Origin of the sequence: Stenotrophomonas sp. SMYL86 (assembly GCF_036320025.1) — a bacterium.
GTDB classification, from domain to species: Bacteria; Pseudomonadota; Gammaproteobacteria; order Xanthomonadales; family Xanthomonadaceae; genus Stenotrophomonas; species Stenotrophomonas maltophilia_A.
The window spans coordinates 1-23,062 of sequence record NZ_JAWIRU010000021.1; the positions used below are offsets into that span (position 1 = coordinate 1).

At 66.6% G+C, this 23,062-nt stretch carries 25 protein-coding genes and 1 riboswitch; of the genes, 12 read left to right on the forward strand and 13 right to left on the reverse strand.

All coding sequences use genetic code 11. The features are described from left to right. Positions 1–21: 21 nt before the first annotated feature. Positions 22–909: a hypothetical protein gene (locus V3B64_RS18395; RefSeq protein ID WP_049423143.1), complete on the reverse strand. Its 888-nt coding sequence runs from the start codon at positions 907–909 to the stop codon at positions 22–24. Positions 910–1,002: 93 nt separating this feature from the next. Here V3B64_RS18395 and V3B64_RS18400 point away from each other — a divergent pair, with 93 nt between their 5' ends. Then, the gene (locus tag V3B64_RS18400) at positions 1,003–2,298 is read left to right on the forward strand and encodes an acetyl-CoA C-acetyltransferase (RefSeq protein ID WP_099551602.1); all 1,296 of its coding nucleotides are present in this window, start codon (positions 1,003–1,005) and stop codon (positions 2,296–2,298) included. 219 nt (positions 2,299–2,517) lie between these two features. Here the strand turns inward: V3B64_RS18400 and V3B64_RS18405 are convergent, their stop codons facing one another. From V3B64_RS18405 to V3B64_RS18415, 3 genes are all read right to left on the reverse strand, one after another. After that, positions 2,518–3,813, reverse strand: a complete 1,296-nt coding sequence (locus tag V3B64_RS18405; RefSeq protein WP_032130162.1) for a heme biosynthesis HemY N-terminal domain-containing protein — start codon at positions 3,811–3,813, stop codon at positions 2,518–2,520. 6 nt (positions 3,814–3,819) lie between these two features. Further along, entirely contained in the window at positions 3,820–4,797 is a 978-nt protein-coding gene (locus V3B64_RS18410; RefSeq protein ID WP_032130163.1) for a uroporphyrinogen-III C-methyltransferase, read from the reverse strand. A 104-nt stretch (positions 4,798–4,901) separates the two neighbouring features. Continuing rightward, entirely contained in the window at positions 4,902–5,711 is an 810-nt protein-coding gene (locus tag V3B64_RS18415) for a uroporphyrinogen-III synthase (RefSeq protein ID WP_329914665.1), read from the reverse strand. Between the two features lie 35 nt (positions 5,712–5,746). Between V3B64_RS18415 and V3B64_RS18420 the strand changes: the two genes are divergently transcribed. The 5 genes from V3B64_RS18420 (at position 5,747) to V3B64_RS18440 (ending at position 8,832) form a co-directional block, all read left to right on the forward strand. Next, positions 5,747–6,214, forward strand: coding sequence for a YiiD C-terminal domain-containing protein (locus V3B64_RS18420; protein ID WP_005407593.1), 468 nt, complete (start codon positions 5,747–5,749; stop codon positions 6,212–6,214). A 32-nt stretch (positions 6,215–6,246) separates the two neighbouring features. Then, on the forward strand, positions 6,247–6,672 hold the full coding sequence (locus tag V3B64_RS18425) for a hypothetical protein (protein WP_049423133.1): 426 nt from the start codon (positions 6,247–6,249) through the stop codon (positions 6,670–6,672). Between the two features lie 57 nt (positions 6,673–6,729). Further along, positions 6,730–7,167, forward strand: a complete 438-nt coding sequence (locus V3B64_RS18430; protein ID WP_004134671.1) for a rhodanese-like domain-containing protein — start codon at positions 6,730–6,732, stop codon at positions 7,165–7,167. 100 nt (positions 7,168–7,267) lie between these two features. Continuing rightward, the gene (secB, locus tag V3B64_RS18435; RefSeq protein WP_005407596.1) at positions 7,268–7,786 is read left to right on the forward strand and encodes a protein-export chaperone SecB; all 519 of its coding nucleotides are present in this window, start codon (positions 7,268–7,270) and stop codon (positions 7,784–7,786) included. Between the two features lie 20 nt (positions 7,787–7,806). Continuing rightward, positions 7,807–8,832, forward strand: coding sequence for an NAD(P)H-dependent glycerol-3-phosphate dehydrogenase (locus V3B64_RS18440; protein WP_005407597.1), 1,026 nt, complete (start codon positions 7,807–7,809; stop codon positions 8,830–8,832). Positions 8,833–8,977: 145 nt separating this feature from the next. Here V3B64_RS18440 and V3B64_RS18445 read toward each other — a convergent pair whose 3' ends face one another. Continuing rightward, positions 8,978–9,454, reverse strand: coding sequence for a nuclear transport factor 2 family protein (locus V3B64_RS18445; protein WP_134950769.1), 477 nt, complete (start codon positions 9,452–9,454; stop codon positions 8,978–8,980). 115 nt (positions 9,455–9,569) lie between these two features. Between V3B64_RS18445 and V3B64_RS18450 the strand changes: the two genes are divergently transcribed. Further along, positions 9,570–10,235: an Ivy family c-type lysozyme inhibitor gene (locus tag V3B64_RS18450; RefSeq protein WP_329914666.1), complete on the forward strand. Its 666-nt coding sequence runs from the start codon at positions 9,570–9,572 to the stop codon at positions 10,233–10,235. 36 nt (positions 10,236–10,271) lie between these two features. On the opposite strand, the gene V3B64_RS18455 is transcribed toward V3B64_RS18450, so the two are convergent. The 5 genes from V3B64_RS18455 to V3B64_RS18475 all read right to left on the reverse strand — a co-directional run bounded on the left by V3B64_RS18455 (position 10,272) and on the right by V3B64_RS18475 (position 14,590). Then, entirely contained in the window at positions 10,272–11,654 is a 1,383-nt protein-coding gene (locus tag V3B64_RS18455) for a HipA domain-containing protein (RefSeq protein ID WP_329914667.1), read from the reverse strand. Continuing rightward, entirely contained in the window at positions 11,651–11,914 is a 264-nt protein-coding gene (locus tag V3B64_RS18460) for a helix-turn-helix domain-containing protein (RefSeq protein ID WP_049398603.1), read from the reverse strand. The genes V3B64_RS18455 and V3B64_RS18460 overlap by 4 nt, the downstream gene beginning before the upstream one ends. Positions 11,915–12,311: 397 nt before the next feature. Then, a complete protein-coding gene (locus V3B64_RS18465) occupies positions 12,312–12,998 on the reverse strand; it encodes a L,D-transpeptidase (RefSeq protein ID WP_049423121.1) in 687 nt (228 codons plus the stop codon). Between the two features lie 156 nt (positions 12,999–13,154). Further along, positions 13,155–13,427: a hypothetical protein gene (locus tag V3B64_RS18470; RefSeq protein ID WP_012509703.1), complete on the reverse strand. Its 273-nt coding sequence runs from the start codon at positions 13,425–13,427 to the stop codon at positions 13,155–13,157. A 212-nt stretch (positions 13,428–13,639) separates the two neighbouring features. Then, a complete protein-coding gene (locus V3B64_RS18475; protein WP_285302929.1) occupies positions 13,640–14,590 on the reverse strand; it encodes a DUF2268 domain-containing putative Zn-dependent protease in 951 nt (316 codons plus the stop codon). A 206-nt stretch (positions 14,591–14,796) separates the two neighbouring features. Between V3B64_RS18475 and V3B64_RS18480 the strand changes: the two genes are divergently transcribed. The 5 genes from V3B64_RS18480 (at position 14,797) to V3B64_RS18500 (ending at position 18,299) form a co-directional block, all read left to right on the forward strand. Then, positions 14,797–15,372 carry an Ax21 family protein gene (locus tag V3B64_RS18480; protein ID WP_004134798.1) on the forward strand — a complete coding sequence of 192 codons (576 nt, stop codon included), beginning with the start codon at positions 14,797–14,799 and terminating at the stop codon, positions 15,370–15,372. A 123-nt stretch (positions 15,373–15,495) separates the two neighbouring features. Further along, entirely contained in the window at positions 15,496–16,263 is a 768-nt protein-coding gene (locus tag V3B64_RS18485; RefSeq protein ID WP_329914668.1) for a DUF6597 domain-containing transcriptional factor, read from the forward strand. 68 nt (positions 16,264–16,331) lie between these two features. Beyond that, positions 16,332–16,700: a VOC family protein gene (locus V3B64_RS18490; protein ID WP_049423115.1), complete on the forward strand. Its 369-nt coding sequence runs from the start codon at positions 16,332–16,334 to the stop codon at positions 16,698–16,700. A gap of 123 nt (positions 16,701–16,823) precedes the next feature. Then, a complete protein-coding gene (locus tag V3B64_RS18495; protein ID WP_121505025.1) occupies positions 16,824–17,798 on the forward strand; it encodes a Dyp-type peroxidase in 975 nt (324 codons plus the stop codon). An 84-nt stretch (positions 17,799–17,882) separates the two neighbouring features. Next, entirely contained in the window at positions 17,883–18,299 is a 417-nt protein-coding gene (locus V3B64_RS18500) for a hypothetical protein (protein ID WP_329914669.1), read from the forward strand. Between the two features lie 635 nt (positions 18,300–18,934). Here V3B64_RS18500 and pnuC read toward each other — a convergent pair. From pnuC to V3B64_RS18515, 3 genes are all read right to left on the reverse strand, one after another. Continuing rightward, positions 18,935–19,504, reverse strand: a complete 570-nt coding sequence (pnuC, locus tag V3B64_RS18505) for a nicotinamide riboside transporter PnuC (protein WP_012509709.1) — start codon at positions 19,502–19,504, stop codon at positions 18,935–18,937. An 8-nt stretch (positions 19,505–19,512) separates the two neighbouring features. Next, entirely contained in the window at positions 19,513–21,702 is a 2,190-nt protein-coding gene (locus V3B64_RS18510) for a TonB-dependent siderophore receptor (protein ID WP_329914670.1), read from the reverse strand. Between the two features lie 70 nt (positions 21,703–21,772). Then, positions 21,773–21,868, reverse strand: a riboswitch (TPP riboswitch). Positions 21,869–21,911: 43 nt separating this feature from the next. Continuing rightward, positions 21,912–23,036 carry a phosphotransferase gene (locus tag V3B64_RS18515; RefSeq protein ID WP_329914671.1) on the reverse strand — a complete coding sequence of 375 codons (1,125 nt, stop codon included), beginning with the start codon at positions 23,034–23,036 and terminating at the stop codon, positions 21,912–21,914. Positions 23,037–23,062 lie beyond the last annotated feature (26 nt).

The window sequence follows — 23,062 nt, forward strand, 5'->3', positions numbered from 1 at the left end:
CCGGCACTACCAACACCCGCATCAGCGCGCCAGCAACTCGCGCGCGTCCTGACCGGCCTCGCAGTGCACGAACAGCACCGGCACGCCGTGCGCTTCCAGCACCGCGGCCATCTGCCGCTGGCGCATCAGGAACTGCTCGTAGATGCCCTTCAGGCGGTCGCAGTCGTTCTTGCCGTGGTTGTAGTGCGCGCACCAGCCGGCCGGATCGAACAGCGCCATGCGTGCCTCGCCATGGGTATAGCGCAGCAGCGGCTCGGGCGCGGCATTGAGCCACTCGTCCTCGCCCGGCGCCATGATCGCGGTCTCGATCAGCGGCCACAGCGCGGCCAGGCCTTGATTGTCGTACTGCATCGACATCATCGCGGCCAGATCATTCACGGTGAAATAGCGCGCATGCTCGATGCGGGCACCGAAGGTGTTCTGCGCCATCAACGCGGTATCGGCATGCGCCATGCCATTGGCCAGCAGCGTGTCTTCCAGCGCCTCGGCCACTGCATTGGTCGTCGCCACGTCGCTGCCGGTCAGCAGGAACGGCACCACGCGCAGGCCACCGCCCACCAGGCTGGCATCGGCCTGGAACGGCAGCGGCACATCACCGTTGGCATCGGTACCGAAGGCCAGCAGGCGCGGGCCCTGGTTACGGCCCGGCGCACGCATCTGCAGTTCTTCCAGGCGGCGATGGATCGGCCAGCCCGGGCGCAGTACTTCGGCCGGGTCGAAATGGGCGGCGGCGAACACCAGGTCCAGCTCGGCCACCTGCGGCACCAGCTTGGACAGGTCGCGGCCGACGCGATCGGCCAGTTCACCGGCCTGTTCGGCGCTGAGCACCGCCTGGCGGGGGATTTCGCCGCCGGCCAGTTCCAGGGCCAGCACGCCAAGGGCATTCATCGCGGGGTCGGGTTTGCTCATGGTTCCACGGTTGGCCCATCACAGGGCGGCAGCTACACTTGGCTCCATTATGCCTGCTCCGTCGTGCAGGCCATGTTGCAGACACCCTCATCCATGCCAGGTATCTCCATGCCCAACGCTCGTCCCGTCGCCATCCTCGGTGGCGTCCGCATTCCGTTCTGCCGCCAGAACACCGCGTATTCGGATGTCGGCAACCTCGGCATGTCGGTCCGTACGCTGGGCGCGCTGGTTGAACGTTTCGGCCTGCACGGCCAGCAGCTGGGTGAAGTGGCGATGGGTGCGGTGATCAAGCACTCCAGCGACTGGAACCTGGGCCGCGAAGCCACGCTCTCTTCTGGCCTGTCGCCGTTGACCCCGGGCATCACCCTGCAGCGCGCCTGCGGCACCTCGCTGGACAGCATCATCACGGTTGCCAACAAGATCGCGCTGGGCCAGATCGAATCGGGTATCGGTGGCGGTTCGGATACCACCTCCGACGTGCCGATCGTCTACGGCAAGAAGCTGCGCGCGCGCCTGCTGGCCGCCAACCGTGCCAAGAGCACTGGCGACAAGATCCGCGCGCTGACCGCTGGCTTCAAGTTCTCCGAGCTCAAGCCCGAGTTCCCGGGCGTGGCCGAACCGCGCACCGGCAAGAGCATGGGCGACCACTGCGAGGACATGGCCAAGGAATGGAACATCTCGCGTGACTCGCAGGACGAGTGGGCGGTGTCGTCGCACAAGAAGCTGGCTGCCGCCTATGAGCGCGGTTTCTTCAACGACCTGATCGCACCGTTCCGTGGTGTCGAGCGTGACAACATCCTGCGCCCTGATACTTCGCTGGAGAAGCTGGCCACGCTGAAGCCGGCGTTCGACAAGGTCTCCGGCCGCGGCACGCTCACCGCCGCCAACTCCACGCCGCTGACCGACGGCGCCGCCGCCGTGCTGCTGGCCAGCGAAGAGTGGGCGCGTGCCCACGGCCATGAGCCGCAGGCCTATCTGCGTGACGCGCACGTCTCGGCGGTGGACTTCGTGCATGGCGAAGGCCTGCTGATGGCGCCGACCGTGGCCGTGCCGGAGATGCTCAAGCGCAACGGCCTGACCCTGCAGGACTTCGACATCTACGAGATCCACGAAGCTTTCGCCGCGCAGGTGCTGTGTACCCTGCGTGCGTGGGAGAGCGAGGATTACTGCCGCAATCGCCTGGGCCTGGATGCACCGCTGGGCCGCATCGACCCGGACAAGATCAACTTGCTGGGCTCGTCGCTGGCCACTGGCCACCCGTTCGCGGCGACTGGCGCACGCGTCATCGCCACCGCAGCCAAGCAGCTGGCCGAACGCGGCGGTGGCCGCGCGCTGGTGTCGATCTGCACCGCCGGCGGCATGGGCGTAGTGGCGATCGTCGAGCGCTGATCGCTGCGACCGCGCGCCAACCAAGGTTGGCGACTACCGGGAATGCGCGCTGGATCTGCTTTGGTAGATGCCGACCTTGGTCGGCCATGCGATGTCATCGTTCGGAAGATGTCAGAGCGCCAACCAAGGTTGGCGACTACCGGGTTCCACAGATGAAAACGCCGCCCAATGGGCGGCGTTCTTCTGCTCCGGTGGGTGCCGACCGTGGGTCGGCACGCTTCACGGCAACCGTGGATTGCCGAATTCGTCGCGCTCTTCGTTGGCGTCATACACCGGCGGCTGCACCGTAACCGGCTGCTCCTCCACCGTGGCACGCAGCGGCGCTTCGGTGCCGCGCACCAGTTCCACGCTGTCCTCGCCACGCTGCAGTCGCAGCGCATTGGCCAGGCACTGCGCGGCCAGCGCGTGCTCGCCACGCTGTGCGAACAGCTCACCCAGTGCCTCCCACGCCGGGGCACCGGCGCCCGCGGCGATGGCCTCGTGCAGGAACGCATCGGCGGCATCCCACTGCTGCTGGGCCAGGGCCACGCGGCCCTGTGCCAGGCGCAGCGCAGCCGAGCTGTCGTGCACGTTGCGCCAGCGCGCGAGGTTGGCCTGACGCGTGGCCAGGCGTTCGGCCGGCAGGCGGCCATACAACGCCACCAGTTCGTCATCCCAACGCTGGTCCAGTGCCTGTTCCAACGCCAGCAGCGCCGGTTCGTCCCAGTTCAATGCAACCGCACGGCTGGCATACGCACCCACCACGTCCGGGGTTGGCCGCAGCGCCTTCGGCGTGGCTTCCCACTGCGCGGCCAGCGCATTGACGTCGGCTGCTTCCAGCAGCGCCTGTGCGGCCAGGCGTGCTTCCAGTTCGCTGTTGGCGTCGGCCGGCAGCACCTTGCTCTGGCGCAGTGCACCCAGCTGGCCATACGCCTCGTGGGCGCGGCCGGCCTGTGCCAGCGCTTCGGTACGCAGCCACAGGCCGCGCGGCGGCAGCGGCTGGATCGTCGCCACATCCAACGCGTTGATCGCATCCACCGGCAGATCGCGCGCCAGCAGCTGTTCGGCGCGTAGAAGCGCCTGCAGGGTGGCATCGCTCTCGCCCAGGCGCTGCAGCAGGGCTTCACCGGCGGGGCCGTCGGCACGTGCCTGCGCACTGCGCACGGCATTGGCCAGCGCCACCGCGCTCACTTCCGGATCCTTGGCGGCACCATCCAGCAGCTTTTCCGCGCGCTGCCACTGGCCGTGCTCATAGGCCTGCAGGCCGTCGATCAGGCGCACCCGGCCCTGCTTGCGGCGGTAGCGGCCCCAGGCGCGGAACGGTGCTGCGATCAGGCTCCACAGCAGCCACAGCACCAGCACCGCGATCACCGACAGCAGTGCCACCTTGGGCAGGTTGCTGTGGTAGTCGTAGCCGCCGTAGCGCAGGGTCACTTCGCCGAAGCGGTTGAGGTCATCGGCGCCGAGCCATTGCGCGGCCACCACGCCGATGGCCACGGCCAGCAACAGCACGACCAGGGATTGCAGGGGTTTCATGGGGGATTACCTCCGGTCGGTCTGGGTGCGCAGTTGCTGCAGGGTGCTGCCAAGAACGCTGTTGCTGGCCTGCAGCGGAAGCTCGCGCAAGGCCTTCAGTTCAGCACGTTGCGCGCGCAGGGCCGGTGAATCCGGCCAACGCCGCTGTGCCCAGTGTTCCACGCGCGCCAATGCGGTATCGCGACCGGTGCGGTCGCCACGTTCGATTGCGGCACGCGCCAGGGTCAGTTCCAGCTGCAGCGCATCGTCGGCATTGCGGCGTTCGGCGGCGGTCAGCGGGCCATTCTGGCGGCTCGGGGTGATGTCCACGAACGGTGCCAGCGTGGCCTGCCACCAGGGCTTGCCGGCGCCGGGCGCGGTGCTACCCGTCACCTGCGAGGGCAGGCCCTGCAGGGCCTTGGCCAGGGCATCCAACCGCTGCAGCGATTGCACGCGCGGGCCGGTGCCCAGCGCATCCAGTGCATCGCGTTCCTGTACCAGGGCCTGGCGCAGGTTCAGGCCGTCGCTGTCGGGCAGATCGGCCAGCGCGGTGGCGGCCTGTGCATACAGGCGGCGTGCGCCTTCCACGTCGTCGGCGTAGTTCAGGCGCTGCGCCGCCTGGGTCAGCAGCAGTTCGGCCTCATCGCGCTGTACCGCCTGACGGCCCTGGTTGGCGCTGTCGGCCAGCTTGGCCAGGTTCTCTTCCAGCAGCGCACTGCGCTGGGAAAGGCCCAGCATCTCGTCGCGCAGCACGCGGTTGGTGGTCGCCGCATCCTGCAGGCGCTGGCTGGTTGCGCGCTGGTCGCGGCGCAATGCATCCAGCGTCGCCTGCAGGCCCTGCAGTTGTACGGCCGTGGTCTGCGCCTGCGCTTCCTGTTCGTGCTGTTGCTGCTGCCAGACGTACCAGCCGGCATAGCCGCCCACGCCAAGCACGACCACCCCGGCCAGCGGCAGCAGCCAGCGCACGGGTCGACGGGGCGGGGAAACGGGCGGAGTCTCGTTCATGGGGCTTCCTTGTCGGCACCGTCGCCGGTCAGGTTCCGGCAGGCCGCGTTGTGCACAGCATCACTGTTGCCGACCACAGCGGCAAGCGTGACCCACGTCCCTGTTCAGTTCGCTGCCGGGACGGTGAGCGTGGCGTGTGCAGCCGCCACCAGCTGCGCGGTGGTGGGCCCGGCCGCGCGCACCACGCGCTGCAGCCCCAATGCGTGCGCCTGTTCGCCCAGCCGTTCGCTGGCCACGACGGCGGTGGCATGTGCCTGACAGCGTTGCTGCAATGCCGGCGGAAGCTGCTGCCAGAAATGCAGCAACGCCTCACCACTGCTGACCGCCAGCACCCACGGATACGCTGAATGCGCCAATCGAGCCAGCGTGCGTGGCGACAGGCGCAGCAGGCGACGCTGATAGACATCGGCGCGCTCGATGCTGCCGCCGGCCGCCTGCAGATGCGCAGCAATCAGGCCGCGCCCGCCGGGGGCGGTCACCAGCCCGATGCGCAGGCCGCGTACGTCCGCCAGTACCGGCAGCGCCAGCAGGCCCTCGCTGTCCATCCGCTGCGGCGCATGCACCTCGGCGACACCCTGCGCCCGCAGCGCGCGCGCGGTGCCTTCGCCCACGGTCAGCCACGGGCTGCGTTGTGCCTCGGCCAGTGGCAACAGGGTGGCGGCTGCGGTAACGGCGGCCGGGCTGGTGAACACCACCCGATCGCAGTTCAGCGCGCGTTGCAGCTGGTGCACCACTGGCGTGCCGTTCAGGCGCTGCAGGCGCCAGGGTGGCAGGGCCAGCACATGCCCGCCCAGCCCAGCAACGGCGCGGCGCAGCGCGGAATTCTGGCCCTGCGGTCGCAGCGAAATGATGGTCCAGCCCGGTTCGGAACCGGCGGCGCCAGTGGGTATCGTATGGTCGGCCATTGCCTGCATTATGCGGGCCCTTCGTTGTCGTGGTCCCTGCTCCGATGTCCGTTGATGCTCTGACTTCCTCGCTGGCCGCCCTGCAGGACGTGCTTGACTGCATGCCGGCGGTCCGCGCCATGCAGATCCAGCTCGACGGCTATGCCGATGGCGTGCTGCGCATCACCGCGCCGCTGGCCGCCAACGTCAACGACAAGGGCAACGCCTTCGGTGGCAGCCTGGCCTCGGTGCTGACCCTGTCCGGCTGGGCGCTGGTCAGCCTGCGCCTGCGCCTGGCCGGCCACGATGCCGAGGTCTACGTGGCCGACAGCAACCTGCGCTACCTGGCACCGGTCTACGAAGACCTGCACGCCCATGCCGAAGCGGCCGAGGCCACTGGCTGGGATGCCTTCCTGAACACCTTCCGCCAGCGCCGCAAGGCCCGCATCAGCATCATCGCCACCCAGCCCGGTGCCGATGGCAAGCCCGCCGCCGAGTTCAGCGGTCGCTTCGTTGCCTTCGCCAAAGGGTAGGATGGCAGGCTGACGTTCTGGGGAAACCACCGATGCGCCGCCTCATCCAGTTCCTGATGTGTTCCCTGCTGCTGGCCAGCGCCGTGGCTTCGGCCGACGACCTGAGCCGCAAGCAGCGCAAGCTGCTGGAAGAGACCCAGATCGCCTACGGCGCCACCATCCGCTGGGGCAGCATGGACGATGCCATCGGCTATCTGGACCCCAAGCTGCGCAAGGAAAAGCCGCCCACCGAGTTCGAGCTCAACCGCTACGCGCAGCTGCGCGTGTCGTCCTACCGCGAGCGCAGCAGCGCCGCGCTGGACGGGGGCCTGGTCGAGCGCCGGGTCGAAATCGGGGTGATCAACCAGAACACCCAGGCCGAACGCACCGTTGTGGTGGTTGAGCGCTGGCGCTGGGATGCCGAGGCCAAGCGCTGGTGGCAGACCGCCGGCCTGCCGGACCTGTGGAAGGGGCAGTGACGGGCCGCGTCCGGCTTGTGCGACAATCGGCGCCCGCTTAATCGACCCGTGACCTGAGTGAATTACGAAGAGTTGCTGGCCTTTGCAGGCCGAAACCCGATGCTGTCCGCGGCCCTGGTCGGCCTGACCGTGGCCATCATCGTCACCGAGATCCGCCGCCTGTTCCGGGGCTTCAAGGGCATCAAGCCCGCCGAACTGACCCAGCTGATCAACGCGGGTGGCACGGTGGTGGTCGACCTGTCGGCCAGCGGTGACTTCGAGAAGGGCCACATTGCCGGCAGCCGCAATGCCCAGGCCAGTGCCTTCGGCCCGGACAACAAGCTGGTGGCCAACGCCAAGCAGTCGCCGGTGGTGCTGGTGTGCCGCAGCGGCAACGCCTCGGAAACCGCCGCCAAGGCGCTGAAGAAGGCCGGCTTCGAAAAGGTCTACGTGCTCGACGGCGGCATTCCCGCCTGGCAGCAGGCCGAGCTGCCGCTGGTCAAGGGCCGCAACTGATTGCCGCAGGTGGCGGATCCGGCCTTGTATGGGCCTGATCCCGCCCCCATCGCAGTAGTTCGACCATCGTTTTCATTGCATTCACCTGGAGTTACTGGAAATGTCCGAAGAGATCACCAACGGCGCCGCTGCGCCGGTCGATGCCGCTACCGGCCCTGCTTTCACCGTCGAGAAGATCTACGTCAAGGACGTCTCCTTCGAGTCGCCGAACGCTCCGACCATCTTCAATGACCAGGTGCAGCCGGAACTGCAGCTCAACCTGAACCAGCAGGTGCAGCGCCTGGGCGAGAACGCCTTCGAAGTCGTGCTGGCCGTGACCCTGACCTGCCAGGCCGGTGAGCGCACCGCCTACGTGGCCGAAGTGAAGCAGGCCGGCGTGTTCGGCCTGGTCGGCCTGGACCCGCAGTCGATCGACGTGCTGCTCGGCACCCAGTGCCCGAACATCCTGTTCCCGTACGTGCGCCAGCTGATCAGCGACCTGATCCAGGCCGGCGGCTTCCCGCCGTTCTTCCTGCAGCCGATCAACTTCGAAGGCCTGTACGCAGAAACCCTGCGCCAGCGCCAGGAGCAGGGCGACGCACCGTCGCTGGCTGACTCCGAGCCGGCTGGCAACGCCTGATTCCTGCCGCGACGTCACGGATGAGCACTACCGCTGACAAGATCGCCGTGCTTGGCGCCGGTTCCTGGGGAACCGCGCTGGCCAGCCTGCTCGCACGGCACGGTCACCCGACCGTGCTGTGGGGGCGCGACGCTGCCGTGGTCGAGGCCATCGACCAGCGCCACGAGAACCCGCGCTACCTGCCGGGCATCCCGCTGCCGGACAGCCTGCGTGCCACCACCGACCTGGCGTCGGCAGTGGAGGGCGCCGCCTGGATCCTGGTGGTCACCCCGTCGCATGCCTTCGGTGAAACCGTGCGTGCGCTGGCGCCGCTGCGTCCGGCCGGTGCCGGCGTGGCCTGGGCCACCAAGGGCTTCGAACCTGGTTCGGGCCGCTTCCTGCATGAAGTGGCGCGCGAAGTGCTGGGTGAGGACGTGCCGCTGGCCGTCGTCACCGGTCCGTCGTTCGCCAAGGAAGTGACCCAGGGCCTGCCGACCGCGATCACCGTGCACGGCGACGTGCCCGAGTTCGCGCAGACGGTGGCCGAGGCGATGCATGGCCCGGCGTTCCGCGCCTACACCGGCGACGACATGGTCGGTGCCGAGCTGGGCGGCGCGATGAAGAACGTGCTGGCCGTGGCTACCGGTGTGGCCGACGGCATGCAGCTGGGCCTCAACGCCCGTGCCGGCCTGATCACCCGTGGCCTCAACGAGATGCTGCGCCTGGCCGCGGCGATCGGCGCCAAGCCGGAAACGCTGATGGGCCTGGCGGGCCTGGGCGATCTGGTGCTGACCTGCACCGGCGACCTGTCGCGCAACCGCCGCCTGGGCCTGGCCCTGGGCCGCGGCCAGACGCTGCAGGATGCCGTGCGCGAAATCGGCCAGGTGGTCGAGTCGGTGCAGACCGCCGACGAAGTGATGCGACAGGCACGCCGTCATGGCATCGACCTGCCGATCTCGGACCGCGTGCGTGCCGTGCTGCACGGCGAGCAGACGCCTGAGGAAGGCCTGCGCGCGCTGCTGGCACGGGAACAGAAACCGGAGTATCCGGACACGCTGTTCAAGTGAATCGAAAAACCCCGGCTACGTGCCGGGGTTTTTTCATGTGTGTGGCCCATCCACGCATGGCGTGGATCTACTCCGGAATCCGCTTCTGGTAGCTGCCAACCTTGGTTGGCGCCCAGCAGCGCCGGGCCATGCCCGGCGGAATCCATCACCGCGCCCGCGGCGGCGCGTTGGTGTTGTCCATGTCCGAGAAGATCAACCACGGCCCGTCGCCCACGCGCTTCAGCGTCAGCGTGAACTTGCCGGTGTCCCCCACGTTGTTGCCGTAGCGGTAGGCACCAATGATGTAGCCCGTGCTGCCCTCCACCGAGTACGCCAGCGCGCGCAGCCGCAACGGGCTGCCGCCCTGGCCGGCATACGCGGCTTCGATCGCGCTGCGCCCACGCACCGGTAGCTGGTTGCTCTGCAGCACAAAACCATCCTCGGCGAACAGCGCAGCCAGTGCCCTGGCATCGCCCGTGCGCCAGGCCTGCTCGTAGTCGCGCAGTACGCGATCCAGCGTCGCGGGCAGGGCCGCATCAGGAAGAGGCTGTGCGGGCTTCGCACCTTCAGCATCGTGGGCGATGGCCGGCGATGCCAGCAGCAGGGCACTGCAGAAAATCACGGCGAGTCGTGTGCGGTGCATGCGTCCGGCTCCAGGCGATGACGGGAACGTGCGAACGCATCCTAGCGCGCTGCTGGTTAGAATCACGCAGGCGCCCGCGCGGCGGCATGCACCGCAGATCAGACAAGGACAAGGAATGAAGATTCGAATCACAGGGATGGCACTGACGGTCGCACTGCTGGCCGCCTGCGGACAGGCACCAGCGCCGGATGCAGCACCGACCGCACCGGCACCAACCACCGAAGCACCTGCGGCCACGGCAACGGTCGTCGAGCAGGCGCCGTCCATCGAAGACGGCGTAGACCCCTCGGTGTGGGACAACGAAGGCGAACCGGAAGACCCGAGCGCCGGCGGAGAACTCACCTGCGCGGACAATCCGCTGGCGACCCACTTCTTCACCCTGGTCGGCGGCAACACCGTGGACGACTGCGGCCGCAAGGACCCGAAGGTGCTGGCCGCGTTCAACGCCCTGATGAAGAACACGGCGGCGGCCGAATCCGCCGACAAGGACATCCCATCGCTGCGCGAACGCCTGTTGAGCGGACCCAGCGGGCCTGGCGAACTGGTGGTGCTGCAGGGCGAGCCATGGTGGTTCTACACCGCCTGCCAGGCCCACGACTGCCCCGGCACCGCATTGGCGATGCTGTACTCGCCCGATCAGTCGAAGATGGTCGGCCGCCTTACCGCGCGCTGCAGAATCTGGTGGCTGGGTGAACCCAGCGACGAGCAGCGCGCGCTGATCGAGCGCGAGCAGCCGGTGGACAAAGCGATGCTGAAGGAAGAAGGCGAGTCCTGCGAGTAATCGGTGGTGACGCCGGATGATGTTCCGGCGGCCGCATCATGCGGGTGAAAGCTGCCTCACCATGTCGGCGATGATCACGTGGACCAGTGTTCTCAGGAAATGCACTTCGCCTTCCAGGGTTGGGCCGATGTCGAAACGGGTCGACCATTGCTGGTTTTCCTGCAGCACCAGCGCGTAAAGCGCCTGGGCTTCGCTCGTGATGCGGTCGATCTGATGGCGCAGCTGCCGGGTGGCAGCCGGCCTTCCCAGGCCCAGCGCTTCACCGGCAGAAACCAGATGCTCGAAACGAAGGTCGTGGAAGCGCGCGACACCGAGAATGGGCCACGACAGTTCCGAGCGTTCTGGCCAACGTGCGCCCTCGTCGGCATACGCGCGGGTCTCGTAACATGCGGTGGACAGCAGGTCGTAGTGGGGGGCCAGTTCGATGCCCCTGCTGTCGACCAGGAAGCTCAGGTTCTTCAGGTGCGCATCGTTGTTGCCGGTGAGTACATTGAAGATCAACCAGTCGAACAGGCGGACGCGCGTCTTGAGCTTGCTTCTGCATTGCTCGACGATGACCTTCAGGGTGTCGATGCTGCCGAGCGTGTACTTGAACTGCCGGTCGAGGTTGAGCAGCTGGCAGGCGTCGATGGCATGACGGCGATGGATGGCATCGGCGGTGATTTCGCGATCAAAGCGCTCGATGATGAAGACCGGCTCCGGTACGTAGCGGCGCTCGATCTTCGGCACCTGCAGCCCCATGCGCTGTGCAAGGCGCATCACGAACCACTCGTTGGCCACGCTGTGGGGATAACCGCTGCTGGTGCTGTCAGGCTTGAGGATGTGGGTCGAGGGCTCGGCGCCCAGAGGTTGGTAGAGTTCTCCCCCTGTCTCGATGATTGCCAGCTTGTGCTGGGCACCTGCCAGTGACATGCGCTTGGCGGCACCCGCCGCAAGCGACGTGCGTGGCAGGCCTTGGATACGCGTGGAGAGTTCCGCATCGGGCAGTGGTTTTCTGCCGCCGGGTGGCAGGCGCTGGCCTGGAGGCAGCAGCGTCAACGAGCCTGCCGATTCCGCGCCATAGGCGGCCAGCAATGCGAACGCGTCCGCGCCATCCACCCTGGCATCGGTTGCCATCAGCGTGCGTTGCTGCTCTTCCGGCAGCAGATTGTCGAAGTACCACTGCACGGGGCGTTGGCTGGAGCCATCGAGGATGGCGGTGTCTTGCAGTGGCAACGCAGGCGCCAGTGGAAACCGATGTGCGCTGCCGAGCCACTCCGGCGTATAGGTGAAGCGCCACAGGTTTGCTGCTTCGGTCAGGCGGCCCACCGGCGCTTCGTCGATGCTGACCTGCAGTTCGCGTGGTGGAAGCGGATAGTGCAGTCCAGACAGGACGGTCGTTGTAATGACGTCCTTGAGATCGATACGGGGGGCGCTCATGGCACCTTCCCGTTGGCACGTTTGGCCAGCAGGGCCATCGCTTCGTCCGGCACGTCGATTTCGACATGCAGCCCCAGCTCGTCAAGCACGGTGAACAACTTGCCCCATTGCACCGTGGTACCGCCGCGTTCGACCTTGGCCAGGAAATTCTCGCTGACCCCGATGCCTTCGGCGGTTGCATCCTGGCGCAGTCCCTGATGCTTGCGGGCGGCTCTCACCAGTGGTCCCAAGGCCTCAGCCTTCTCAAGCCTGATCTTCAATGGGAACTCCCCCAGCAGAGCCTGACGCTCTGGATTCGACCCATCGTCTATACCATAGAATCCTCACTGCAGTGAGGATTCTTCGCGCAAAACCCAGGATTCCTTAGAATCCTTTCGATCTTGAGGATTTTTTCGCAAAAGAGCTGGATGCAAGAAAATCCTCATTGAAATAAGGATTTATCTGCAAAGGCGTCCAGCCTGCAAAAAATCCTCATGAACTCAAGGATTCTTTGACGCCGTGAGAGCGCGATGCCTCATCCGGTCCATATGGGCAGCGCCACGAGGGTGGGACGTCCGCGATGAGTGGGGTCCAGGTGGGGCCTGCCAGGAGCGCACCCGGGAACCTCTGCCTGCAGCGCAGGCTCGCATCGTCAACAGGCCGCAGGCAAAGCGTCTGTTACTTGCTCGCGCGCCGCGCGCCCTTCTCGTCTTCGTCCTTTGCAACGCCCCGGCTCTGCGCGAACTCCGGGAACGTCTTCGCGATCGAATCCTTGTCCGGAAGGATGTAGAACACGCCGCCCTTCTCGAACGTGGATTGCACGATCTGCTCGTAGAACGCAGGCGTGACGTTGATGCAGCCGTGCGTAACGCGGTTGTCGTCCGGCGAAGGTGATGCCAGCCGTTCGGCGCGCTTCTCTTTCGGAGTGCCTGGCGGCAGCGGGTGCATCGACACGGCGGAATCGTAGTCCACCCACAGCACGCGACCGGCATCGTCGGAGGGGCCATAGCCACCAATGAAACGGCCCGCCGGGGTAGTGCGGTCATGGCCTGGAATCGCACTCAGCGCGAGCTTGGCAACGCCGGGTGCGGAGTGATCGCCGATGGCCGAACCGAACAGCGCCGGTGCGGCACCGCGCAGCTTGCCGTCTCCACCGAAGACCAGTACCTGCGCAGCCGCCTTGTCCATGATCGCGAACGGATAACCCTGGTTGTCCTTGCTGGCGACTACCCAGCCGGCCAGTTCGATCACCGTCTCGGACACGCTCTGGTCAGCGGGCAGTTCATCGACTGCGGCGACCGGGGGTGCAGGTGCGTCCTTGTCCCTGGCGTTGGCTACGCCGCTGCACGCAACGGCCAGTGCCATGGCCAGTGCGGCATGGAGGGCGCGGCGTGCAGGGGAGGAGGAGGTACGAATGGGACGGCTCCTTGCAGTGCAATCTTGGTGGAAGGATGCCAGTGGCCGGCGAAGGCCACTGGTTCCCGATACAGAGGTGGATCAGTTCAAACGGTGAGGGAGCGATCAGCCGCGCGGCTTGCGGCCCGCTGGTGCCCTTTCAAGCTGCTGCACGCGACCTTCGATCTGGTCCAGACGCTGGTTGGCCTGCTGCGCCGACTGGTTGGCGGACTCGGCACTCTGGGCGGCGCCCTGCACCTTTACATCGAGCTGATCGAGACGCGAGTTGATCGTTGCAAACTCGTTCTTGTAAGAGGCGCAAGCGCCAAGGCTCACGGTGGCGATGAGCGCCACGCTGAGTGCACGGGCCATCTTCATGTGTTGCGAGGTCAGTTTCATTCCACTCCCTCCTTCGTCTGGGGAAGCTGGAATATAGCGGCGTTTGTTCCCGGCGCTACCAAGCGCTTTCAGCTGGAATTTGAGTACGTGGATGGGCTGTGAAGGCCTGTAAATCAACGAACCTTAACAAGCGGGATCAAGCGAGCTGATCTGCACCGGCGTATCGCCTTGTGCCTGTTCAATATCACCCATTCACCTGCATGAAGCCGGCATCACGGCATGTGCGTCTGTGTGCTTTCGCCTGCTCCGCACGCAGGCTGCCATCCACTTGCTTCCAGCAGCGCTGCAGCGTTTCCAGGCTGGACATCCAGCAGTTCGGCGATGGCGTTGGGCGTGTCGGGCGCGCGCGCAACATAGGCGTGGGCAATGCGGTAGCCGATCCAGTAGCCGAGATCTCCGCGGCGCGTATCGTCGCCGGGGCCGTTGTACAGCCACCTCGAAAGATCGGTACCCATGCTGTCCTGCAGGAACGCGCGCTCCAGCGCACACTCGCGACCCTGCGCCCAACGCTGCAGATGCGCGTTGGCCGGTTGCCCGGAGATCCGTTCGGCCACGTATTCGGCGCCGCCTTCCAGCAGCGTCTGATAGAGCAGGGTGGGCTGCTCGACATCAACGCGCGCGCCGGGCTGTTGCACGTGCACGTACTCATGGGCGATCAGGTGCACGAAGCGGTCGCTTGCATCGGCCTGCATCCAGTCGGCATTGCACAGCGCTTCCAGTCCAATGACCACACCTGCTTCGGTGGTAACGCCACCACTGTTGCCGCGGCCCACCAGTACGGTGACCGGAGGAAAGCGAGCAGATGGCAACAGGGCGCCGAGCTGATCGACGGCAGCGGCGACGCGCGTGCGGATCGATGGCAATGCGGCCGCGCAGGTTCTCGCTTTCGCAAACAATGCCGGCTTGTCCTGGATGGCCCTGGCCAGCCGCTCCATCGAGCCGACACGGCTGTCGGTGAAGCTGCGCAGGGCATCCGTACCCGCATCCAGATAGCCGTGCTGCAGATCATCGGCGCTTGGGCGCCCATGGTTGGCGTCCAGCACCTTGAAGAAGCGCGTGACATCGTCTGTCTGTACGACGATGTGCCCGGCAGGACCGACACGCTCAGCCGCCTGTGCCTGCAGCAGCGCGATCGGCGAGGCGATCAGGATCAGTGCCCGCATCAAGCATCGAGCGTGATGCGCGTAAGAGGCCGACAGCAATGCCATGCGGAGTTCCCTGAACGCCAGCCTTATTTATACACCAGTCAGTTCAATATTCAGGGTTGATTAGACCCCCTAACGGATAATTCACACCTGTCGACCGCCTCCTCTCTCTCCCCCTCCCGGGAGGCGGTCGACGAAACCAAAATAATTAAAGGTGTGTCCCGATGAACAAGAATTCGCTGCTTGCCCTGGGTCTTCTGGCTGCTCTGCCGTTCGCTGCATCGGCAACCGATGGCCTGTCGTACAACTACGTTGAAGGCGGCTACGTGAACACCGATGCCAAGGGCGGCGACGCCGATGGCTGGAAGGTGAAGGGTTCCGTTGCGGTGCACCCGAACTTCCACGTCTTTGGCGACTACAGCGCCCAGGAAACCGACAAGTTCAAGAATGACGTCGACCAGTGGCGCCTGGGTGTCGGCTACAACTACGGCATCGCACCGAACACCGACCTGGTGGCCCGTGTTGCGTACCAGAAGTACGACGAGAAGCGCGGCCTGGACTTCAACGGCTACTCCACCGAAGTGGGCGTGCGCACCGCGTTCAACCCGTACGTGGAAGGCTACGTGATGGCCGGCTACGAAGATTTCAGCAAGAAGCACGGCTACAACCCGGACGGCGAGTTCTACGGCCGCGTCGGCGCCACCGCCAAGTTCAACCAGAACTGGGGCCTGAGTGGCGAAGTGAAGCTGGCCAAGGCCGGCGACCGCGAGTGGTTCGTGGGCCCGCGCTTCACCTGGTAACAAACGCCTGTCGTTAGTGCGTGTTGTGCTGGCGTGTGACTCTCTCTCTCTCCCACACGCCAACCGAAGCCCGGCCTCGCGCCGGGCTTCACTTTTATGGGCCCTGTGGCGCCACAATGCGGCATGGGCGACCCTTCCTCCCTCGCAGGTACTGGCATGGCCTACCAGGAGCATCTGGCGCCTGCGCCGCTGCGTGGCCACTTCGGCCAGCTGTGGCAGAGCCAGCTCCCTGCCGATGCCGATGGGCACATCACCGTATTGCCCGATGGCTGCGTGGATATCCTCTGGCGCGACGGCGCGCTGTTCGTGGTCGGCCCGGATCGGGTGGCTGCACATCCGGCACTGGCACCCGGTGCACAGGTACTGGGGGCACGCTTCCGACCTGGCCAGGCATTGGCCGCGCTCGGCCTGCCCTTGGCCGAGATCATCGGCCAGGCGGTGCCACTGGCCGATCTGAAGGGCACGTGGGCGAAGAAGGCTGCGGCTTCCATCGGTGACACCGCGCCTGCGCAGCGCCTGCAGCGGATGGCGTACTGCCTGCAGCAGCACATGGGCGCGGCGGCCCTCGACGTGCAGGCGCAACGGGCTCATGTGTTGTTCCACGCGCTTGGCCGTGGCCAAGCTACGCTGGACGAGCTGGCGGCAGGCTTGAACCTGAGCCCGCGCAGCCTGCGCCGTTTCAGCCAGTCGCAGTTCGGCTACGGCGCCAAGACGCTGGAGCGGATCCTGCGCCTGCAACGCTTCCTGCGCCACAGCCGTGGGTTGCCGCAGCATTCGTTGGCGATGCTGGCCGCTGATGCCGGCTATGCCGACCAGGCCCACCTCGGCCGTGAGGCGCGCGAGCTTGCCAGCATGACCGCACGGCAGCTGCGCCTGGAATGGGGCCGATGATGGCCGTTTTGTTCAAGACCGCCGTGCCGCGCTGACCGAAGCTGGGGCTCCCACCCAGGAGTCACGCCATGAGCCACGCCGCACCCCGCGATGCCGAGCGCCGCATCGACAACATCGAATTCAACGTCGCCGACATCGCCCGCAGCAAGCGCTTCTACGGCGAGGTATTCGGCTGGAAATTCACGGACTACGGCCCGGCCTACACCGAGTTCGACGACGGCCGCCTGAAAGGCGGCTTCGTGTCCGACACACCGGTACGTGCGCAGGGCGGCCCACTGGTGATTCTCTACTGCGCGGACCTTGCCGACGCCCAGCAGCGCGTGATTGCCGCCGGTGGCGAGGTGGTGCAGGCGGTATTCGCCTTCCCCGGTGGCCGCCGCTTCCACTTCCGCGATCTGGATGGCTACGAGCTGGCGGTCTGGAGTGATATGGATTGAGGTCTTCGTACCTTCGCCGGTGGACGGAACGAGAACCGCTCCGTCCCCGGTCAGGCGGTTCCGCTATGATCGCCCGCACATCGCCACACGCGATGCGCCCGCCTCAAGCCAGCAGGAACCGCCGTGAACTCCCAGCCCGCACCGATCACCGCCCTCAACCACACGCTCGACAACGAGCCGCAGCAGATCACCGCGCCGCTCACCCATTCGGCGGCGTTCCTGGTGCTGAAGGTGAAGGATGACGAGGCGTCGATCGCCAAGGCGCGCGAGGTGCTGGCCAGCACCGATGACCTGATCAAGAACACCGCCATCCGCGAGATCGAGCGCACCTTCACCTGCAACGTGGCCATTGGCCACCGCGTGTGGCAGCCGCTGGTGGGTACCACGCCGCCGCGTGAGCTGGCGCCGTTCCGCGAGATCAAGGGCGCGACCCACACCGCGGTGTCCACGCCGGGCGACCTGCTGTACCACATCCGTGCGCGCACCATGGACCTGATCGTGGCGTTCGAGCGCAACCTGCTGATGGCGTTCGGTGATGCGGTGGAAACGGTCGATGACGTGGCCGGCTTCCGCTACTTCGACGGCCGCGACCTGCTCGACTTCGTCGATGGCACCGCCAACCCGGAAGGGCTGTCGCTGCCGGAAGCCACCATCGTGGGCGATGAAGACCCGGCGCATGCCGGTGGCAGCTACGTGGTGGTGCAGAAGTACCTGCACAACCTCGATGCCTGGCGTGCGCAGAAGACCGAGGCACAGGAAGCGATCATCGGCCGCACCAAGCACGACAACATCGAGCTGGACGATGCACCGGCCGATGCGCAGAAATCGCACAAGACGCTGTGCACCATCGAGGATGCCGACGGCGAGCACGAGATCCTGCGTGACAACATGCCCTTCGCCAACCCGGGGCGCGGCGAGTACGGCACCTACTTCATCGGCTACACGCGCCGCCTGTGGGTGATCGAGAAGATGCTCGAGCGCATGTTCATCGGCAATCCCGCGCCGCTGCACGACCGCATCCTCGACTTCTCCACCGCCACCACCGGCGTGACCTTCTTCGCGCCCTCGCGCAAGGTGCTGGCCGACCTGGGCGAGTGATCGCGCCGGGCAGTGCCGACCGCCATCTGCCTGTCATCTAACGCGCCGACCATCAGCCGTTGGATGAGAGCGCAGGGGCGGGCGATGGCGATGGCAAGGAACACAACCGGCGCACGCCGCTGGTGGCGGCCGTTGGCCGCGCTGTCCGGTGCGCTCGCACTTGGAAGTGCCAGCGTTTCCGCGCAGGAGGCTCCCGCACACTGGATGGCCTATGCCGCCGCCGTCGGCGGCCAGTTGCAGCAGCGCCTGCAGCAGGAGCAGAACCCGCAGGCGCAGCGCGTGCTGGAATGGCTGCAGGCACACCCGGATACGCCGACGCCGTTGCCGGTGAGCGTGTGGATCGCTGCGGATGGCCGCATCTCGAAACTCGAATTCGACAGTTTGGGCGACGCCCAGGTCGACGCCGACCTGCGCGCGACATTGCAGTCCGCGCCGTTGCAGGCCGCGCCACCGGCCGACATGCGTCAGCCGCTGCGGCTGGGCCTGCTGCTTACCCAGTAGATTCACGCCATGCGTGGATGCGCCGGGTAGATGCCGACCCTGGTCGGCAGGCGTGCGCCAACCAAGGTTGGCGACTACCGGTAAGCCCCCAGCCACGCATGGCGTGGCTCTACTGATCTTGCGGGTGCAGTAGATCCACGCCCTGCGTGGATGTGTTGGGTAGATGCCGACCTTGGTCGGCACGCGCGCCAACCAAGGTTGGCGACTACCGGTAGCCCCAAGCCACGCATGGCGTGGCGCTACTGATCTTGCGGGTGCAGTAGATTCAGGCCCTGCGTGGATGTGTTGGGTAGATGCCGACCTTGGTCGGCAGGTGTGCGCCAACCAAGGTTGGCGACTACCGGTAGCCCCAAGCCACGCATGGCGTGGCTCTACTGACCTTGCGGGTGCAGTAGATTCAGGCCCTGCGTGGATGTGTTGGGTAGATGCCGACCTTGGTCGGCAGGCGTGCGCCAACCAAGGTTGGCGACTACCGGTAGCCCCAAGCCACGCATGGCGTGGCTCTACTGATCTTGCGGGTGCAGTAGATCCACGCCCTGCGTGGATGTGTTGGGTAGATGCCGACCTTGGTCGGCAGGTGTGCGCCAACCAAGGTTGGCGACTACCGGTAAGCCCCGGCCACGCATGGCGTGGCGCTACTGCGTTGCTACCTGTGGTTCACGGGCTGCCGCGCTCCATGCGCGCAGCCCGAACACGGCCAGGCCGAGGAAGAACACGTACAGCGCTGCGGTCACGTGCAGCGACTTGAACAGGTAGGCACCCACGTACACCACGTCCACCGCGATCCACACCCACCAGCAGGCCACGTGGCGGCGCGCCTGCCACCACTGGCCGACCAGGCTCAGCGCGGTCAGCATCGCGTCCAGCCACGGCAGCGCGGCATCGGTGAAGGTGTGCATGGCCGCACCCAGCGCGACGCCACCACACAGGCCGATGGCCAGGTCGCGCAGCAGCTTGCCGCGCGCCAGTGGCACGATGCGGACGCTGCCCTCGTCGGCGGCGTGCTGCCGCCAGTTGAGCCAGCCATAGACCAGGAAACCACCGAAGGCGACCTGCAGCAGTGTGTCCGAGTACAGCTTGGCCTCGGCGAACACCAGGCCATACAGCGTCACCGACAGCAGGCCGACCGGCCACGCCACCAGCCGGCGCTTGGCCATCAGCCAGACGCCGAGGATGCTGCACAGCGCGGCGGTCCACTCGAGCATGACGCCGCTCACAGCGCGAACGTCACCGACAGGCGGGCCTGTCGCGGTGCGCCGGGGAACAGGTAGTAGTCACCGCCGCTGCTGCCGGTATCGCGCCAGTAGAAGCGGTTGAACACGTTGTCCACCGACAGGTTCCAGGTCACCGCGCGCTCGTGCAGGCGATGCTGGAAACGCAGGCCGGCGTCGAACACCGAGTAGTCCGGTGCGCGCACGCCACCGTCGGCGCGGGCCACGTTGGCACCGGCATAGCGCCAGCCGCCGGTCACATCCAGGCCCTGCACGAACGGCAGCGCATAGGCCACGTGCACGCTGGCGCGCACCTTCGGCACGTTCACCAGCTGATGGCCTTCATAGGCCGGGGTGCCGGTGTCGCGCGCGCGCGCCTGCAGCACGCTGGCGCTGGCCACGATCTGCAGTGCGTCGGTCAGCTGGCCGTTGGCGGTCAGCTCCAGGCCGGTGTGGGTCTGCGTGCCTTCTTCGACGAAGCTGTAGCCGACGTCGCTGCTGTCCGGCTTGGCGTACTGGTACGGCTGCGAGATGCGGAACACCGCCGCGCCCAGCGTCAGTGCTTCGACCGGCACGTACTTCACGCCCACTTCCAGCTGCCGCGACTGCACCGACGGCAGGAAGGTGTCGGCGTTGCTGGTCCAGAAGGGCGCTTCCTGGCCCAGCGAGATGCCGCGCACGTAGCTGGCATAGGCGTTGAGCTGTTCGGTAGCCTTCCACACCACGGCGGTCTGCGGCAGGAAATGCGACAGGCGGCTGTGCCGCTGCGGGGTGCCACGCTTGTCGTAGGCACGCTCGTCCAGGCGCACGAAGCGGCCGCCGGCCAGCCACTGCCATTCGTCTCCGAAGCTCATCCGGTCCAGCGCGAAGAACGCGGTCTGGCGGCTGTCCAGGCGTCGTGCGGACGGCCCTGGCATCTTCGGCGACGGCTCGAACACCGGCACCTGCGCGTCGTGGATGTTGCTGGTGCCGACGTACTCGTTGACGCTCGGGCGCTTGTCCACGGTGCGGCGGAAGTAATCGGCACCGATGGTCAGCTGGTGGCCGACGCTGCCGGTCTCGAAGCGGCCACGCAGCTCGGCACGGGCCTGCTGGTTGCGGCGGGTGTCGTCCGGGCTGCGGTAGTCGTACACGTCGTAATCGCCATTGGGCGCGAAGTAGTTGCCCGGCATGCTGCCATCGGCGCATTGCGTGGCGTAGTAGCAGCCGTAGGCGAAGGCGACGTTGTCATCGATCACCGAGCGGCTGTGGCCGATCGAGACGCGCGACTGCCAGGCATCGTTGAAGTCGTAGGTGTGCAGGGCGGTGATGTTGGTGCTGGCGATATCCACCGGGCGCTGCCACGGCTGGTAGCCGAGCAGGAATTCGCGATCCACGCCGTGCGGCAGCTCACGCGCGCCCAGCAGCTGGTAGCCGGACACCGAACGCTGCGAGCTGGTCTGGTAGTTGGCATCCACTTCCAGCTTGCCGCGTTCGCCAATCAGCCAGTCGGCGGCCAGCGAGTAGAAGTTGCGACGGCCATCGGCGTGCTCGACGTAGGAATTGCTGGAATCCCATGCGGCATTCAGGCGCAGGCCGAAACGCGGGGTGATCCAGTGGCCGACATCGACGGCGACGTAGCGCGAGCCTTCCGAGTCGGTACCGAGCGTGGCGGTGCGCACTTCGGCCGGGCGCTTGCCGATGTAGTTGATGATCCCGCCGGGCGCCATCACACCCGCGGCCAGGCCGGCTTCACCCTTGAGGATCTCAACCGACTGCACGTTCTCCAGCGCCAGGCGCTGTTCGCCGGCGATGGACAGGCCGTTGAAGCGGTAGCCGGTGGCGGCATCCAGCGCAAAGCCGCGGATGGCGACGTTCTGGTAGTAGCCCACCGGCGCATACGCATCACCCAGCGAGGCATCATTGCTGGCCAGCTCGGACAGCGAACGCACCTGGCGGCGGTCGAGGTAGTCGCGCTCGAGCACGTTCACCGAGGCCGGGGTGTCCTTCCAGGACCCACCACCGAAGGCGTTCACGCGTGAGGTATCGGCCTTGGGTTTGCCGGCCTGCACGCGCACTGCCGCCAGTTCGGTGGGCGAGCGCTCGGCGCCGGTGGCAGCCGCATCGGTGGCAGCGTCGGCCTCGCTGGCATGCAGCGGCAAGGCGGCGCAGAGGGCGAGGGAGAGCAGGGTGGGGCGCAGGCAGCGGTTCATTCGGTTCGTCTTCGGACAACAAGGGAGACGAAGCGACGGCGCGCAGGTGCACCGGCCCATGACGGGGGTGTGGCTGCGGCTCAAAGCTCCCTACGCCGGTGCAAACCGGATCAGGTTCCAAGGGACTCTCTCAGCCTGGCAGATCCAGGCACCCCCGCTTCAGGTGACCATTTCACTACAAATGGTACGGATTTGCGAGCCGGTGCCCTTCAGGCTGCCGCGTGCAACGCCTGCAGCAGTGCCTGTCCCGGCGCGCTGTGGAACCACGCCGGATGCCCCAGCATGAACGGCTGCCACGCCACATCCGCGTTTGCGGTGGAGCCAGTGATGCCTTCGAAGTACTCCACTTCGGACAGTGCGAAGTCGAAATGGACCATCGGCAGCAGGTCGGCCAGCAGCTGCACGCGTGCCGCCGACAGCGGCAGCACCTCGCGGTAGCCGTCGAGCAACGCCAGTGCGATGTCGATGCGCACCGCCTCCATGCCGCGCTCCAGTTCCAGCCACGCCACTGCGTTGCGCTCGATCGCGGTGGCGAGGTCGAACAGTGCGCTGGTGGGCGAAGCCAGGCCGAAATCCAGCACGGTGCTGACCTGCCCGTCGCGCCACAGCAGGTTGGAGACATGCCAGTCGTTGTGCGCCCACAGCCGTGGCTCGTCGCGCAGGCGCTCGGCCAGGCCCGTGTGCCAAGGCAGCACGTCGCGCTGCAGCTGTGCTTCCCACGGAATGCGCGCGAGATAGCGGGCCAGCCCCGGTCGTGTGGGCAGTTCGGCTTTGATCGCGGCGATGGGATCGTCGGCGCGGATCAGATCGTCGCGCGCGACCAGCAGATGGGTACTGCGCTGTGGCGCGTGATAGCTGGCGGCGGCACGGTGCAACCGGGCCAGCATGCGGCCGGCTTCGCGGGCCTGCGCGACATCGGTCAGCAACGACCACGACACGGCATCGCGGTACAGGTCCTCGCCCACGCCCACGGCATGCAGCTCGAAGGTCCATTCGCCGTGCTCGACTGCGGTGTGGCCATCGGCTGCCGCAAGCACCTGCACCACCGGTACGCCGGCGGCAGCGAGATGGGCGATGAAGTGGTGTTCTTCTTCCAGGCAGGCGGCACTGCGCACGCTGTGGTGGTGGCGCTTGATGAACACCGGTCCGCGCGTGCCATTGACGATGGCGGCGGCCGACAACGGTCGAGGACTGTGCCAGTGCGGCTGGCTGCCCGCATCCAGCTGCGGAAAGCGCTGGCGCAGCCACGCGAGGTCTGCGGTGCTGATCGGCGGCCAGTCGGCAGCGACCTCGTCGTTGTTGAGGCCCTGCACGCGGTGGGAGGAAGAAGTCATGCCGCAGCCCCAGTGGGGAAAGTCAC

Excerpts from the sequence above, each read along its gene's own strand:
- V3B64_RS18490 (WP_049423115.1), top strand. The coding sequence starts at position 16,332 with ATGAGCCACGCCGCACCCCGCGATGCCGAGCGCCGCATCGACAACATC.
- V3B64_RS18410 (WP_032130163.1), bottom strand. The coding sequence starts at position 4,797 with ATGAACGAGACTCCGCCCGTTTCCCCGCCCCGTCGACCCGTGCGCTGG.
- V3B64_RS18485 (WP_329914668.1), top strand. The coding sequence starts at position 15,496 with ATGGGCGACCCTTCCTCCCTCGCAGGTACTGGCATGGCCTACCAGGAG.
- V3B64_RS18480 (WP_004134798.1), top strand. The coding sequence starts at position 14,797 with ATGAACAAGAATTCGCTGCTTGCCCTGGGTCTTCTGGCTGCTCTGCCG.
- V3B64_RS18450 (WP_329914666.1), top strand. The coding sequence starts at position 9,570 with ATGAAGATTCGAATCACAGGGATGGCACTGACGGTCGCACTGCTGGCC.
- V3B64_RS18405 (WP_032130162.1), bottom strand. The coding sequence starts at position 3,813 with ATGAAACCCCTGCAATCCCTGGTCGTGCTGTTGCTGGCCGTGGCCATC.
- V3B64_RS18395 (WP_049423143.1), bottom strand. The coding sequence starts at position 909 with ATGAGCAAACCCGACCCCGCGATGAATGCCCTTGGCGTGCTGGCCCTG.
- V3B64_RS18500 (WP_329914669.1), top strand. The coding sequence starts at position 17,883 with ATGGCGATGGCAAGGAACACAACCGGCGCACGCCGCTGGTGGCGGCCG.
- V3B64_RS18470 (WP_012509703.1), bottom strand. The coding sequence starts at position 13,427 with ATGAAACTGACCTCGCAACACATGAAGATGGCCCGTGCACTCAGCGTG.
- V3B64_RS18440 (WP_005407597.1), top strand. The coding sequence starts at position 7,807 with ATGAGCACTACCGCTGACAAGATCGCCGTGCTTGGCGCCGGTTCCTGG.
- V3B64_RS18445 (WP_134950769.1), bottom strand. The coding sequence starts at position 9,454 with ATGCACCGCACACGACTCGCCGTGATTTTCTGCAGTGCCCTGCTGCTG.
- V3B64_RS18515 (WP_329914671.1), bottom strand. The coding sequence starts at position 23,036 with ATGACTTCTTCCTCCCACCGCGTGCAGGGCCTCAACAACGACGAGGTC.
- V3B64_RS18465 (WP_049423121.1), bottom strand. The coding sequence starts at position 12,998 with ATGGCACTGGCCGTTGCGTGCAGCGGCGTAGCCAACGCCAGGGACAAG.
- secB (WP_005407596.1), top strand. The coding sequence starts at position 7,268 with ATGTCCGAAGAGATCACCAACGGCGCCGCTGCGCCGGTCGATGCCGCT.
- V3B64_RS18455 (WP_329914667.1), bottom strand. The coding sequence starts at position 11,654 with ATGAGCGCCCCCCGTATCGATCTCAAGGACGTCATTACAACGACCGTC.
- V3B64_RS18415 (WP_329914665.1), bottom strand. The coding sequence starts at position 5,711 with ATGCAGGCAATGGCCGACCATACGATACCCACTGGCGCCGCCGGTTCC.
- V3B64_RS18510 (WP_329914670.1), bottom strand. The coding sequence starts at position 21,702 with ATGAACCGCTGCCTGCGCCCCACCCTGCTCTCCCTCGCCCTCTGCGCC.
- V3B64_RS18400 (WP_099551602.1), top strand. The coding sequence starts at position 1,003 with ATGCCAGGTATCTCCATGCCCAACGCTCGTCCCGTCGCCATCCTCGGT.
- pnuC (WP_012509709.1), bottom strand. The coding sequence starts at position 19,504 with ATGCTCGAGTGGACCGCCGCGCTGTGCAGCATCCTCGGCGTCTGGCTG.
- V3B64_RS18475 (WP_285302929.1), bottom strand. The coding sequence starts at position 14,590 with ATGCGGGCACTGATCCTGATCGCCTCGCCGATCGCGCTGCTGCAGGCA.
- V3B64_RS18425 (WP_049423133.1), top strand. The coding sequence starts at position 6,247 with ATGCGCCGCCTCATCCAGTTCCTGATGTGTTCCCTGCTGCTGGCCAGC.
- V3B64_RS18420 (WP_005407593.1), top strand. The coding sequence starts at position 5,747 with ATGTCCGTTGATGCTCTGACTTCCTCGCTGGCCGCCCTGCAGGACGTG.